Origin of the sequence: Mesorhizobium sp. M1E.F.Ca.ET.063.01.1.1, from assembly GCF_003998155.1 — a bacterium.
In the GTDB taxonomy this organism is placed as follows: Bacteria; Pseudomonadota; Alphaproteobacteria; order Rhizobiales; family Rhizobiaceae; genus Mesorhizobium.
The window spans coordinates 1-11,220 of sequence record NZ_RZSC01000130.1 but is presented as its reverse complement, the minus strand read 5'-3'; the positions used below and the strand labels follow the sequence as shown (position 1 = coordinate 11,220).

General features: G+C 62.3%; 12 protein-coding genes. 5 read left to right on the top strand and 7 right to left on the bottom strand.

The features are described from left to right. Positions 1-419 (bottom strand): 30S ribosomal protein S6 (gene rpsF, locus EOA29_RS12510; RefSeq protein ID WP_127220962.1); only part of this gene is annotated, 419 nt, incomplete at its 3' end. Between the two features lie 319 nt (positions 420-738). Continuing rightward, positions 739-2,667: an LTA synthase family protein gene (locus tag EOA29_RS12505; RefSeq protein WP_126094848.1), complete on the bottom strand. Its 1,929-nt coding sequence runs from the start codon at positions 2,665-2,667 to the stop codon at positions 739-741. Positions 2,668-2,684: 17 nt separating this feature from the next. On the opposite strand from EOA29_RS12505, the gene EOA29_RS41330 reads away from it, so the two are divergent. From EOA29_RS41330 to fabG, 3 genes are all read left to right on the top strand, one after another. Continuing rightward, positions 2,685-2,963, top strand: a complete 279-nt coding sequence (locus EOA29_RS41330) for a hypothetical protein (RefSeq protein WP_210213136.1) — start codon at positions 2,685-2,687, stop codon at positions 2,961-2,963. 1 nt (position 2,964) lies between these two features. Continuing rightward, positions 2,965-3,906: an ACP S-malonyltransferase gene (gene fabD / locus EOA29_RS12500; protein ID WP_126094847.1), complete on the top strand. Its 942-nt coding sequence runs from the start codon at positions 2,965-2,967 to the stop codon at positions 3,904-3,906. Between the two features lie 231 nt (positions 3,907-4,137). Next, entirely contained in the window at positions 4,138-4,875 is a 738-nt protein-coding gene (gene fabG / locus EOA29_RS12495) for a 3-oxoacyl-[acyl-carrier-protein] reductase (RefSeq protein ID WP_126094846.1), read from the top strand. A 54-nt stretch (positions 4,876-4,929) separates the two neighbouring features. Here fabG and EOA29_RS12490 read toward each other — a convergent pair whose 3' ends face one another. From EOA29_RS12490 to EOA29_RS41325, 5 genes are all read right to left on the bottom strand, one after another. Further along, positions 4,930-5,892 carry a spore coat protein U domain-containing protein gene (locus EOA29_RS12490; RefSeq protein WP_126094845.1) on the bottom strand — a complete coding sequence of 321 codons (963 nt, stop codon included), beginning with the start codon at positions 5,890-5,892 and terminating at the stop codon, positions 4,930-4,932. A 14-nt stretch (positions 5,893-5,906) separates the two neighbouring features. Then, positions 5,907-8,321, bottom strand: coding sequence for a fimbria/pilus outer membrane usher protein (locus EOA29_RS12485; RefSeq protein ID WP_126094844.1), 2,415 nt, complete (start codon positions 8,319-8,321; stop codon positions 5,907-5,909). Continuing rightward, on the bottom strand, positions 8,293-9,012 hold the full coding sequence (locus EOA29_RS12480) for a molecular chaperone (RefSeq protein ID WP_126094843.1): 720 nt from the start codon (positions 9,010-9,012) through the stop codon (positions 8,293-8,295). The genes EOA29_RS12485 and EOA29_RS12480 overlap by 29 nt, the downstream gene beginning before the upstream one ends. Positions 9,013-9,033: 21 nt before the next feature. After that, on the bottom strand, positions 9,034-9,531 hold the full coding sequence (locus EOA29_RS12475; protein ID WP_189350182.1) for a spore coat U domain-containing protein: 498 nt from the start codon (positions 9,529-9,531) through the stop codon (positions 9,034-9,036). Positions 9,532-9,878: 347 nt separating this feature from the next. Next, complete coding sequence (locus EOA29_RS41325; RefSeq protein WP_210213135.1) at positions 9,879-10,088, bottom strand: hypothetical protein; 210 nt, start codon at positions 10,086-10,088, stop codon at positions 9,879-9,881. 146 nt (positions 10,089-10,234) lie between these two features. Here EOA29_RS41325 and EOA29_RS12470 point away from each other — a divergent pair, with 146 nt between their 5' ends. Together EOA29_RS12470 and EOA29_RS12465 are read left to right on the top strand one after the other, a co-directional pair. Beyond that, the gene (locus EOA29_RS12470) at positions 10,235-10,471 is read left to right on the top strand and encodes an acyl carrier protein (RefSeq protein WP_006203723.1); all 237 of its coding nucleotides are present in this window, start codon (positions 10,235-10,237) and stop codon (positions 10,469-10,471) included. A 34-nt stretch (positions 10,472-10,505) separates the two neighbouring features. Continuing rightward, the coding region (locus EOA29_RS12465; protein ID WP_281061066.1) for a beta-ketoacyl synthase N-terminal-like domain-containing protein at positions 10,506-11,220 on the top strand (715 nt) is incomplete at its 3' end.

Sequence of the window (11,220 nt, the reverse complement as noted above, 5' to 3'; positions counted from 1 at the left end):
CCGAACGAACGCGGACCGCGATCACCGCGATCGCGATCGCCGAACGAACGCGGGCCACGGTCACGGTCGCCGAAGCCGCCGCGCTCGGAGCGCTCCTCGCGCTTCTGCATCATCGCCGAGGGGCCTTCCTCATGCGCCTCGACCTTGATGGTGAGGAAGCGCAGGACGTCTTCCGACAGGCCCATCTGGCGCTCCATTTCGTTGAGCGCGGCCGGCGGGCAGGTGATGTCCATCAGCGTGTAGTAAGCCTTCCGGTTCTTCTTGACCCGGTAGGTGAGGGACTTCAGTCCCCAGTTCTCGATCCGGCCGACCGATCCGCCATTGGCGGCGATGACGCCCTTGTACTGTTCGACAAGCGCATCGACCTGCTGCTGCGACAGGTCCTGCCGGGCAAGAAACACATGTTCGTAGAGAGCCATTATGTTAAGTGCCTTTCTTCGTTTCTCTCACCGGCCCTCGCGGCTAAGCCTCTGCAACTTGTCTGACCCGGTCGCGAACGAGCGGGGAAGAAAGGAGCATCACGAGACGGTCGAGAGCGGAGACACGGGAGGCCAAAAGCGCTTGTGGCTTCGTGACGTGGCGAATGCCACGGCCCTCCGTTCAGCCCCCAGCAAGGACCGGCAGATTGCGGGCGTCTATACAGCAATTCCCCAGGAAGGCAAGGGCGGGAGACAGGATCGACAATTCCACGATGCCGCAGGGCCGGAAATCTCCGGCGGTCCCGGATTGATGACAGGCTCAGCTCGTATGGGCGACGAGCGGCGCCACCGTCTCGGGGAAGAAGTCGGGCGCGGTATGACGCTTGCCGAACATCATATCGTACTGAATGAGTCGGAAATCGTTGATCTGCGGATCGATCTTCTTCTGCCTCGCCCAGTCGGGCGTCGCTTCGCCGGAGGGCGAAAGCAGAAGGTTGCGGTCGACCACCCGATAACGCTCGCGCAGCGCGCCGAGGAAGCCGGTGTAATAGGGATGCGTGATCCCGGCCGTGGTGAGGATATGGTAGGGCAGGAAGGCCGGGCTCACCGAGCCCAGGTTCTCCACCGGACCGGAGCGGTTCGACCAGATGATCAGTGGCGTGTCGTGATGCTCGAGCGCCGCCTCCGGCGTCGGCTCCCTGCGCGGCGCGACATTGTCCTTGAGGAAGCCGGTCTCGACATAGACGGGACCGAGCGGCGGCAGATGGTCGCCGAAGAAGGCGACGATGGTCGGCCGCTCGCGCTTCTTGGCCCATTCGATCAGCCGCTTAAGGCCGCGATCGGCATCGGCCGAGCCTTCGGCATAAGAGAGCAGCGATTCCCGCGCCCAGGTGCTGATCGGCGCATCGACCGAGTGGGTCGGATTGTAATAGCGGTAGGGTTCGTAAGGCCCGTGGTTCTGCAGGCTGACGGCGAACATGAACACCGGATCCTCGCTGGCATCGGCCTCGCGGATGATCTCGTCGGTCATCGCGGCGTCGGAGGCCAGCGGCCCGCGCTTTTCCATCGGCGGCAGCGTCTCTTCCGAGCGGAAGTCGCTGAAGCCGAAGTCGGCATAGACGGCGCCCCGGTTCCAGAACCAGTTGGTGCCCGGATGGATGGCGCGCGCCCGGTAGCCCTCGCTCTTCAGGAAGGTCGCCAGCGACGGCGTCGGCGTGCGCACATATTGCTGGTAGGGGATCGAGCCCGCCGGCAGGAAGGCGTTCGAGAAGCCTGTCAGCGCCTCGAACTCGATATTGGCGGTCATGCCGCCGAACTCCGGCGAGAACATCGAACCGGAGCGCAGCGCGCGCACCGTCGGGATCGGATCAGGCTTGATTCTGACGCCGGGAAGCTCGGTCGAATCCCAGAAGGATTCGCTCATCACCACGATGATGTCGGGCTTCTCGTCCGGCACCGAGGCGGTAACTTCGGGACGTACGATCGCGTCCATCGTCTTTTCGGAATAGCCGGGCGGCGCTGACACATGCGCCATCGGCACGTTCATCGCGAAGGCGAGCGCGAAGCCGTTGGAGGCGTAGTTCTCCTTCTGGTCCCACATGATCGGGATGATCTGCAGCCTGTCGCGCGTCCATGAGAAGGTGGCATAGTCCATGATCGAGACGAAGAAGGCGAGCAGCGGCACGGCGAGCGTCAGGCGCGCCAGCCGTCCCTTGCGGCTGAGGATCGGAACGCGGCGGCGCCAGACCCGCCAGCCATAGACGAGCAGTGTCAGACCCGCGACGATCGTCACCGCAAGCAGCGCGGCAGTCCACGGGCGCTCGCGCACCAGAAGCGGCATCAGCGCCATGATCTGGCGTGCGTAGAGGAAATCGGTGGGATAGAGCGGGTCGCCGAGATAGTGCGATTTCTGGTGACCGACAAAGGCCAGCGCCAACGTCAGCGGCGTGACGATCATCAGGCTCTGATGGCTGCGGCCAAGGACGGCGTCGAGGCCGATCAGCACCAGCGCAAAGACGATGATGGTTGTCCAGCCAGGCTTGAACGGCTGCAGGAAGAAGTCGACCGTGCCGAAGAAGTCGCCGCGCACGATCCATTCGATGGCGAACACCAGGAGCGCCGAGGCAAGCAGCGTGGCGAGGCCGTAACGGACGATAGGCCATCTCCGCCCCGGCAGATAGCCGGTGGACGGATCGTCTTCCAAGAATTGCGGCACGGGTTTGCCCGCGCCCTTCCTGATCCTTGCCACGTCGCTTCCCCCGGCCCTTGCCGCGCTTGCTTCCGTTCGCGCTTGGCGTCTTCCACACGCGTCACGCTTCTGTCATCGAAATGTCACGCAAAGCTAGCGCCTGTGGCGGAAATAAGAAGAGCCAGCAAACGATTCGTGAGCGGTTTTCATCAGGTGTGATCGCCAAAAAGCCTTTTGGAACAGGCAACTCGGCCGGTTTTCCGGCTGAAATGGGCGCCGAACTGGCGCCTGCGGGCTTGACTTGGTCGTCCGCCTTGCGTCAGAGGCAGGGAAAAACAAGCCGTTGGAGACGCTGAGATGGCCGTCGCATTCACCTTTCCGGGACAGGGCAGCCAGTCCGTCGGCATGGGCAAGGATCTCGCCGATGCCTTTCCCGAGGCCCGCCGCGTCTTCGAGGAAGTCGACGAGGCGCTTGGCGAAGGTTTGTCGAAACTGATCTGGGAAGGGCCGGAGGAGACGCTGACGCTGACCGCCAACGCCCAGCCGGCATTGATGGCGGTTTCGCTTGCGGCCTTGCGGGCGCTGGAATCGCGCGGCTTTTCGCTGAAGGACAAGGTGTCTTACGTCGCCGGCCATTCGCTCGGCGAATATTCGGCGCTTGCCGCGGCCGGCTTCGTCTCGATTGCCGACGCCGCGCGGCTGTTGCGCATCCGCGGCAATGCCATGCAGGCGGCGGTGCCGGCGGGCGAGGGCGCCATGGCAGCCATCATCGGGCTTGAGCAGGCCGGCGTCGAAGCCGCCTGCGCCGAGGCTGCCAAAGGTTCGGTCTGCCAGATCGCCAACGACAATGGCGGCGGCCAGCTGGTTATTTCCGGCGCCAAGGCGGCTGTCGAGCTGGCGGCGAAGCTGTGCACCGAAAAGGGCGCGAAGCGCGCGCTGATGCTGCAGGTCTCCGCCCCGTTCCACTCAGCACTGATGGCGCCGGCGGCCGAGACCATGCGCGAGGCGTTGGCCGGCGTGGCGAAGAACGCGCCGGTCGTTCCCGTCGTGTCCAACGTGACCGTCACGCCCACAGATGACCCGGATGAGATCGCCCGCCGCCTGGTCCAGCAGGTGACCGGCCGCGTGCGCTGGCGCGAGACGGTGGAATGGTTTGGCGCCAACGGCGTAGCGACGCTTTACGAAGTCGGCGCCGGGAAAGTGCTGTCGGGCCTCGCGCGGCGTATCAACCGCGACATCGCCACCGCCGCCATCGGCACGGCAGCGGAGATCGATGCGGCGCTGGCGGCATTGGGCTAGGAAGATCGAACCATAGGTGCGACATGGCCGGATCAAAGCCAGGCCGGAGCAGAGTCCAGCGCGATTTCGAAGAGTATGAAGACTATCGCCTCTCAGCCGAGGTCGTGGAGCGGATCCGGCTTGGCAAGGAAGATATCCTTAAGGCCCAAGATTTCTGGCATGGCTTGGACGATTTAACGTATACGGAACACACATCGCTCGGGGCGTATTCGCGAAAATGAGGTTGGAAAAATGTTCGAACTGACCGGCCGCAAGGCGCTCGTCACCGGCGCATCGGGAGGCATCGGCGAGGCGATTGCCAGGGTGCTGCACAGCCAGGGCGCCATCGTAGGCTTGCACGGCACCCGTGTGGAGAAGCTGGAAGCCCTGGCCGGCGAGCTCGGCGAGCGCGTAAAGCTGTTTCCGGCGGACCTGACGAACCGCGACGCGGTCAAGGCGCTTGGCCAGAAGGCGGAGGCCGACCTCGAAGGCGTCGACATCCTGGTCAACAATGCCGGCATCACCAAGGACGGCCTGTTCGTGCGCATGTCGGATGCCGACTGGGACCAGGTTCTGGAGGTGAACCTCACCGCCGTGTTCAGGCTAACGCGCGAGTTGACGCATCCGATGATGCGCCGCCGCCATGGCCGCATCATCAACATCACGTCCGTGGTCGGCGTCACCGGCAATCCCGGCCAGACCAACTACTGCGCCTCCAAGGCCGGCATGATCGGCTTTTCCAAGTCGCTGGCGCAGGAGATCGCCACCCGCAACATCACCGTCAACTGCGTCGCCCCGGGCTTCATTGAATCGGCCATGACCGGCAAGCTCAACGACAAGCAGAAGGAAACGATCATGGCGGCGATCCCGACCAGGCGCATGGGCACCAGCGCCGAGGTCGCCTCGGCCGTCGCCTATCTCGCTTCCAATGAGGCGGCTTACGTCACCGGCCAGACCATCCATGTCAATGGCGGCATGGCGATGATCTGAGAACGGTCAGCGACATTCGCTAAGCAAACTGATCGCTGCTTCCGTCCCTCGGTCTCAATAAGTGACCGTGACGACCACCGTGTCGGTGTAGACGCCAACTGACGGCGTTACCTGTGGCGGCACGCGGCCATAGACAGTCAGGTTCTGCGCTACCCCGATTCCGGTTCCGGGGACCGTGCTGCCAGGCGTCGACGAGTCGCCCCAAGGTTGAGTCCGATTAACATCCTTGTATAGGCCATAGGTCACGGTTTCCGCACCCTTCGACATCTTGCGCGCCGTCGGAGGCGAGCCGGTGGTGCCGCCGTTCAGCGAGACGGTATACGCTGCCGCTGGCGTGCAGGTGACCGAAACCTGGCCGGTGGCGTCGACATTGGCACTGAGTGTTCCTGTCGATCCGAAATCGATGTTCTGGGTCGACACGAGGCAATTGGCTGCGACCGTAGCATTTACGGTGAAGGTTGGACTTGGAGCTAGGATACCGGCACCCGAACCACAATCGTTGCCGGTGCTGTAGCGATAGCGGAACTCGACATCTGCACCGGAAAACGTCGACAGATAGATTCCGGGCGGCACCGTTCCCTGGCTACCAAATGCGGCGCCATAAATGGTCGCAGTGCCTGTGGCCGTGCCCAAAGTATTCGGCGTCAACGCCAAAGCCGGCGGGCGGGAGGCATATGCCCATGCATAAGAGCCCCACACCACGCTGCGCGCCGAATCCGAATAGAGCTGATAGTTGAGGGTGTTGGCGCCGCTCAACATCTGGCGGGCCGTCGCAGACGTTGCGCCTCCGGTGCCGGCCCCGAGATTCGGGCAAATCAGGATGCGCTGGCCTGCGGTACCGGTGCAATTCATGCTGATTGTCGCCGTCGAGTTGGTTTGGCTGGTCAACAGCGTATCGACCGGGCCGAAGTCCATGCTGGAAACGCCAAAGGCGCAGCTTTGCGCCCAGGCGAGCGAAGGAATCGGTGCGATGGCTGAGAGGATGATAATGCGCAAGAGAATGACGGTGCGGAGCATTTCTTCTCCTGTTTTCAGCGGCAGGCTACGTCCTTGATTGCCACCTGCTGACCTGGCTGGGGCTTGTAGGGGAAGTCGGCCCGGCATGAGGTACCGTCCAGGCGATCGACCACGACGGCGTTCTGGGAGTTGAGGCCGCGAATGTAGGCTTGACCGTCATAGCCGATGACGAACTCTTCCGAGCCACCTTCGATACGACCTTTCAGGCCGGCCTCCAATGGCTCGCCGTTGCTGTCGACCAGGGTGACCAGCGCCGCTTTCGGCGCTTCCGAGACCCCGAACTTCACTACCACGCCGCTGCGATCGGCCGGCATCACGACTTCCTTGGTGGCCGGAACATCCGCATCGACCGGCAGGTTCTTGGGGTCGATCGAAACCGTGTTCGGCTCATAGGAGTTGAGGCCGGGGACCAGAATACGCCCTTGCCGATTGGTCTTTCCCACCGGCCGGTTCTGGAATTGGACATCGACATCGGGCGCACCGACCTCGACGACGGCGAAAGCATCGTCGATACGGTTGGTTGCAAAGACCCCGCCGCCTGCCACGGCAATCGCACCGTCCATTTGCGCGGTCGCCCGAACATCCTTGCCGTATTGTTGAACGCCGGCCTCGAAGCGCGCGAAGGGCGAGCGGTAGCTCGCCGCGGCCGAACGGTTAGGCGTGTCGCCTTCCGAGGTTCGTACCCGCCAGCCAATGCTGCCCTCTTCCAGCCGCTCCGACTTGGCGATGTCCGCCACGACATTCAGACCATCAGGTCCCTGCTCGACCCCTGCGGAGGCCGTGATATCGTCGCCGAACGGGATGGAGACCCCTGCGAAGATACCGAAACTGCCGCGATCCTCGAGGTCGGTAAAAGCCGTGGCATAGAGGCTGCTTCGTTTGAATATCTGCTGGTTGTAGGAAAGGCCGACAATCTGGCTCTTCTGGCCTTCGGCACTTTCGAGATGCGTGTAGGAGAGATTGAGGCTCGAAAAGTCGAGCGGCGTCGGAACGCTGAGAGTGACCTGGTCGATCGCGCGAGGAACGCCTGCGCTGAAGATCGGAACATTGTCGACATCGGAAAACGTTGGTTCGGCTGTCACCGAGGCGATGTCCTCATAGTCGCCGAAGGCGCGCTGAATTCGGCCGTAGATCGACCAGCCTTCGTAGCTCATCTCCAGCGATGCGTTCACAAGCGAGCCGGTGCGCCCGCCATGATGGCTGCCGGCAACCGCAACCGAAGCCGCGCCATAGGGTCCAAGCGGAAAGGCAGCGCCAACTCCGCCATTGATCAAATCTTCGCCGCCCTCTGCATGGCCCTCAAGTGTCAGCCAGTTGGTGAGACCGTAGCGCGCGGTGGCGACGCCAAACACTCGGCTGTCATAGTCGTCGGATTCGATGCCGAAATTGCGCCGTGGAAATCCAATCTCTGCCGAGAAATCGAGCAGACCCTGGCCCAGCATGTCGCTGGACGTATAGAAGGGGAGCCTGGTTGTGGTCTCCCGGCCGAGACTGTCCCTCAGGACAACCTGCGCTTCCCCGGCGCCGGCAAACACCGGCAGGTTGGTGATCTGGTAGGGGCCGGCCGGGATGTTGCCGGTGTAGGTGCGGACGTTCTGGGTGTAGACTTCGAGCGTCGAGGGTACGGCCGCGGTCCCTCCAAAGGAGGGCAGCGGCAACGTGACCAGATCGGGTCTCAAGGCGAAGTTGCGCTCAGCCTGGATGCCGCCGAGGTAGACGGGCCGCGTCCAGGAAAGTCCGCCGGAGATGAAATCCCCAACCCGATAGGTCATCAGGCGTTTCGGGTCGGAGTAGCTCCAGGTCGTGTTGAGTCGTGTAAATCCTCCAAATTCTCCATCCGAATAACCGGCGATAAAATTCTGGCTGAGCGTGCCGAATGGGCTGAACAGACGTGCGTCGAAGCCGCCCGAGATGCTCTGGAACAGATCGACGTCCTTTTCGAACAATTGGTTGGAGCTCGCGAAAAGCGAATAATTAAGCACTGCGCCATAACCGGACTGCGGCTGAATCCGGTCTTCTTTCTCACCCCCGCCAACGTCGACGATGCGAGCGGCGCGCCCCTCGTTCGTGGTAGTGACGTAAAGGCGTTGGGTTGCTTCGTCGATGCGATAGAACACGCCGGGCAGCCGATCCAGCCGGATCAGACCGTTACCGTCTGCAGCGCTCTCTACCGGCTTCAGGCCGACCTGTGTCAGCTCGTCCGGGGTTGCTGCGAAGCCACCGTCAGGCAATTGCGTGAAGGTGCCGATCAGCTCCGTCGAGACGTCATTGATGAACACCTCGAGATAAAGGTCGCGGCGTTCCGTTTGGGCGGGAGCGGGCTCCGCAATTTGGGATTGCGAATCCTGCGCGTTCGCCGGCAGGAGAGGAAGAAAAGTACCTGCAACGACGATCGCGATCCTACTGCCCTTTGATCGCAACTGGAGCATTGAATGGTCCAAAGTCGCTCTGTGCCTTCAACGCGACAGAGCTTCCGGACAGCGATCTGCTGCTGCCGATCGGCCATTGCATGGTGGCGCCGCCCAACACGTAGCCGACAAGTCCGTTGCGGCTTCCAAGCTTTTTGCCGGCTTGCGTCAGATTGACATTGGACAGCCTCAGGCGGCTTTCACCGTTGTTGCGCGCCGTCAGCACGAGGCTTCGGCCTGTCCGCGACAGGCTGAACGATACGTCAGGGCCCTTTGTGTCCGGGTTGCGAAAGAAAACCGGCACGGAATAACGAAGCACCAGGGTGACCGTGCCGGCCTTCCTTCGCGATGGATCGGGCAATTCGTCCACCAGCACGCGGTAGCTCTCCTCGGAGCGTATGGGGGCTTTGCTCGGGCGGACGATGCGAACCACGTAGTCGGCGTTTGGCCCGAGTTGCGTCGAGGGTGGGCTGGCCACCACATCCGAGGTTGGCTCAAGCTTCTCGACACCGTCCGCCTGACTCCATCTGAAAACGCGAAGCTGCACGTTGATCGGCTGCCTGGCATCGTTGTGCAGATTGAGCACGGCGGCGCTGTCGGGGGCGATCAGCTCCAGACTGGTCGGGGCTACTCTGAGAGAGGCTGCCTGTGAAACGCTCGCGCACAGCAGGAAGAGTGCCGCGGCACCAATGCGTGACAGCAAGGGTCGCATGTCGTTCCTCCGTCGGAATGGTCAGTAGGTTACGGTGATCGCAACCGTGTCCGTGTAGACGCCTGCGGCCGGTGTTGCCTGCGGTGGCACTCGCCCATAAACAGTCAGGTTCTGGACATTGCCGGTGCCGGTCCCGGCGACCGTATCTGTGCCGATTGTGTCCCCCCACGGCTGGGTGCGCCCGCTATCGCGATAGAGAGTATAGTTGACCGTGGCAGCGCCCGGCCCGGTCATTTTGCGAACCGCAACAGTCGCGCCGGCGCCGGCGCCGGCACTCAGACCAACGTTGTAGGTCTGACCCGACGTGCATTGCACGCCGATGGTGCTGGTCTGGTCGACATTGGTGTCGATGACGCCTTTCGAGCCGAAATCCAGGTCGCTCGCGGTCTGGACCTTGCATTCGGCCGTAATGGTGATTCGAACCGTCATGTTGCCTGTAGCGACCGCCGCGACGGCAGGGCCCGCGAGGAATGATTGGCACAGGATAACGGCCGAAGCAGCCAAGGGTAGGATGCGCATCCGGTGCTCCGTCCTCAGGGCCTCCTTTCAACCAGAAAGCCCGGCAGCCAGTACCCGCCCCATATATATCCTCCTATGCCACAGTAGGCATAATGTTTCAATCAAGACCTATGTTGCGACGTGTAGAAACCTTTGCCTGTGCCGCATGATCTGCTCACTTCGATGAAACAGACGCCGAGCGACTAAACTCCAGGAGACTTTTTCTTTCGAGTCTGATTCGCTCTTTCATTGATATTTTTGTGCTGCAATATTAGAGTGTTGGAAAATGATGTATTAGAGTATTATAAAATATGAAATCGGCAGAGACACTCCCTTTGGGTTTTGTTGCATGACCATGATGAAGCCGCCTACGGCGGCATGGCGATGATCTGACGGACCTTGTTGATAATTCTACCCTGCCGGTCATCTGCCACGATTATCTGGCTTCCGGTGCTCGCCTGCTGCAGGTACGCGCCGCTCCGGTCCTCGAAAACTGCACCATATGACTCGGCAGGGCGAATTCCGAACAAGGTCGGGTGGGCTGTGAAAACAGCCATTTCGGCTTGGACGCCCGCCATTTTTCGTGTAATGCGGCCGGCAACCCGGCGGTTCGGGCAAAAACCGGTCCTGTGGCGTTGCGTTTCCCGCAAGACCATCTTTCAGCTTGATTAGCGGCAATCGGCCCGCTAACGAAGACAACACAATGTAAGACGAGGATGCCCAAATGAGTGACACCGCAGAGCGCGTCAAGAAGATCGTCATCGAGCATCTCGGCGTCGATGCCGACAAAGTGACGGAGCAGGCGAGCTTCATCGACGATCTGGGCGCGGACAGCCTCGATACGGTCGAACTTGTCATGGCGTTCGAAGAAGAATTCGGCGTCGAGATTCCGGACGACGCCGCCGAGACCATCCTGACCGTCGGCGATGCCGTGAAGTATATCGACAAGGCCTCGGCCTGAGGCTTTCCGCGGGCATCACCGGGGAGGACCTGCGATGAGGCGTGTCGTCGTCACGGGCCTTGGCCTGGTTTCGCCGTTTGGCATGGGCTTCGAGCACAGCTGGAAGGAACTGCTGACCGGCCGCAGCGCAGCCAAGCGCGTCACCGAGTTCGAAGTGGAGGATCTTGCCTGCAAGATCGCCCACGTCGTTCCGCGCGGTGACGGCTCCAACGGCACGCTCAATCCCGAAGCCGTGCTCGAGCCGAAGGAACTGCGCAAGATCGGCGACTTCATCCTCTACGGCATCGCGGCCGCCGACGAGGCTCTGGCCGATTCCGGCTGGAAGCCCGAGACGCATGAGGATCAGTGCGCTACCGGCGTGCTGATCGGTTCCGGCATCGGCGGCATCGACGGCATCGCGGAGAACGCGATGATCCTGAAGGAGCGCGGTCCGCGCCGCATCAGCCCGTTCTTCATCCCCGGACAGATCATCAATCTGGTCTCCGGCCAGGTTTCCATCCGGCACGGGCTGAAAGGCCCGAACCATGCGGTCGTCACCGCTTGCTCGACCGGCGCTCACGCCATCGGCGACGCCGCGCGGTTGATCATGTGGGGCGACGCCGACGTCATGGTGGCAGGCGGCGCCGAGGCGCCGGTCACGCGGCTCTCCATGGCAGGGTTCGCTGCATGCCGGGCGCTCTCCACCGAGCGCAACGACACGCCCGAAATCGCGTCGCGTCCCTATGACCGCGACCGCGACGGCTTCGTCA

Bases quoted from the DNA above. Each gene is read 5' to 3' on its own strand.
- fabD (WP_126094847.1), top strand. From the start codon at position 2,965: ATGGCCGTCGCATTCACCTTTCCGGGACAGGGCAGCCAGTCCGTCGGC.
- fabG (WP_126094846.1), top strand. From the start codon at position 4,138: ATGTTCGAACTGACCGGCCGCAAGGCGCTCGTCACCGGCGCATCGGGA.
- EOA29_RS12490 (WP_126094845.1), bottom strand. From the start codon at position 5,892: ATGCTCCGCACCGTCATTCTCTTGCGCATTATCATCCTCTCAGCCATC.
- EOA29_RS12485 (WP_126094844.1), bottom strand. From the start codon at position 8,321: ATGCTCCAGTTGCGATCAAAGGGCAGTAGGATCGCGATCGTCGTTGCA.
- EOA29_RS12480 (WP_126094843.1), bottom strand. From the start codon at position 9,012: ATGCGACCCTTGCTGTCACGCATTGGTGCCGCGGCACTCTTCCTGCTG.
- EOA29_RS12475 (WP_189350182.1), bottom strand. From the start codon at position 9,531: ATGCGCATCCTACCCTTGGCTGCTTCGGCCGTTATCCTGTGCCAATCA.
- EOA29_RS41325 (WP_210213135.1), bottom strand. From the start codon at position 10,088: ATGGCGGGCGTCCAAGCCGAAATGGCTGTTTTCACAGCCCACCCGACC.
- EOA29_RS12470 (WP_006203723.1), top strand. From the start codon at position 10,235: ATGAGTGACACCGCAGAGCGCGTCAAGAAGATCGTCATCGAGCATCTC.